Here is a 1,773-nt window from a genome sequence, read left to right as displayed (position 1 = left end):
ACCGTGACGCGAGCCGCGGCCTGTATTTCGTGCGCTACGCCGATCCGAAGGATATGACGTCGGCAGAACAGGGCTTCTGGAGCCAGGTGTTCCACGGCAAGAAGGAAAAGGTCGCCAAGCAGTATCGCGTGAACGTGCGCGCGGTGACGCCTAACCAGACGCGTGTGGCCGTGGTCGACGACAAGGGCGGTATCGACGAAAGCCCGCAGGCCAAGCAGATCATGAGTCTGATGGTCGACCAGCTGCATTGAAGCAATAACCCGGCCGGCAAATATGCCGCCGATCGAAAAAACGCCCGGCTGAAGTCCGGGCGTTTTTTTGCCTGCGTGCCGTTGCTGCGGCGAGTCGTGCGCCGCGCGCCGCGCATGACTGCGCAGAGAGACCGCTGCGATGCGCGAGGAACGGGACCGCTTGCGACGTTACGTTACGTCAACGCGATAGACAGCATCGACCCAGCACTCACGCTTTGCCGCTCAGGTATCGGCCCGCCGCCGCGTGCCAATCCACGGCAAACGCTTGATGATCCCAGTCGCGAGCGCCGTGCCGACCAGAATCACCGCGCAACCTTCGAGCATCCCGGGCGAGACCGTCTCGCCGAGAAACAGCGCGCCCCACAGAATGCCGAAAATCGGAATCACGAACGTGACGGCAATCGCGCGCGCCGGCCCCGCAACCGCGATCAGATGGAAGAACAGCATGTATGCGACGCCGGTGCAGAAAACGCCGAGCGCAAGCACCGCGCCCCACGCGCGCAGCGAGATCGCTGCGGCGGGCCAGTAGATCACCGCGAGCGGCAGCAGCACGATCGTCGCGCCGAGCATGGTGCCGGCCGCGACGGTCAATGCATCGACGCCGGTCAGATAGCGCTTCGTGTAGTTGGCCGCGATCCCGTACAGCAGCGTCGCGCCGAGCGCGGCGGCGGCCGCGAGCGCGATGGTCTGCGGTGCCGCGGACGAACCATCCGGCGCGAAGATCTGATCCCATACCAGCATCAGCACGCCGACGAAGCCGACCGCAAGCCCGAGCACACGCAGCGCGCTCAGCCGGTCGCGCAGCCACAGGAAGCCGACCAGCGCACCCCATAGCGGCGCGCTCGCATTGATCACCGACGTGACGCCCGCCGACAGCGTCAGCTCCGCATACGCGAACAGACAGAACGGTGCGGCCGAATTCAGGATGCCGACCATCAGCAGCGGCACTGCGCGCGTGCGCAGCACGGCTGCCGATTGCCGCAGCGGTCGCCGCGCGATCAGCACGATGGTGAGGAAAATGGCACCGATGCCGACGCGCAGCGCCATCAACGGCGCGACGCCGAAGTCGCTCACGCCGACGCGGATAAACAGGAACGACGCGCCCCACAGGGCAGCGAGAATCAGCAGTTGCAGCAGGTTTTTGGCTTTCATCGGGGAGCGTCGCGCGCGGTTGAGTCGGGACGCCAGCACATCGTAGCAGCGGGATCGCGCGGAACGTTTCAGCGTCGGATGAAACGGCAAGATTCCGGAGACGGCGGCGTCCGGGTGATGTCGATCGTAAGCGCCGCCGGGGCGCGCGCAAAACGAGCAATTCTCACCGCTATGTGAGAAAAATTGTGAGTCAGGAGGCGCGGGAGGTCACACTGCGCCCGCCGCGACGGGCGAGCGCATGAAGCGCATAACGTAACGCGCGTGAGTTATTTGTGCTCAGACGTTCAGTGCCCTGCAGCGTCGGGGGGCGGCCCCCGACGCTCTGATCAATGCGGGATCATCCACTGCAGGAAATTCTGCTGTGCCCAGA

The 1,773-nt window shown here is 65.1% G+C and carries 2 protein-coding genes; one reads left to right on the top strand and one right to left on the bottom strand.

What is annotated here, in order from left to right; translation table 11 throughout:
• Positions 1-251: outer membrane protein assembly factor BamC (gene bamC / locus VGH68_RS23605; RefSeq protein ID WP_331606128.1), on the top strand; the 251-nt coding region annotated here is incomplete at its 5' end.
• Positions 252-473: 222 nt separating this feature from the next.
• Here bamC and VGH68_RS23600 read toward each other — a convergent pair.
• Positions 474-1,403, bottom strand: a complete 930-nt coding sequence (locus tag VGH68_RS23600; protein ID WP_331606127.1) for a DMT family transporter — start codon at positions 1,401-1,403, stop codon at positions 474-476.
• Between the last annotated feature and the right edge of the window lie 370 nt (positions 1,404-1,773).

Origin of the sequence: Paraburkholderia sp., from assembly GCF_036488505.1 — a bacterium.
GTDB lineage: Bacteria > Pseudomonadota > Gammaproteobacteria > Burkholderiales > Burkholderiaceae > Paraburkholderia.
This window is presented reverse-complemented; position numbering and strand designations above follow the sequence as displayed.

What these genes read in the sequence shown, in the direction of transcription:
- VGH68_RS23600 (WP_331606127.1), bottom strand. Translation starts at nt 1,403, where the DNA reads ATGAAAGCCAAAAACCTGCTGCAACTGCTGATTCTCGCTGCCCTGTGG.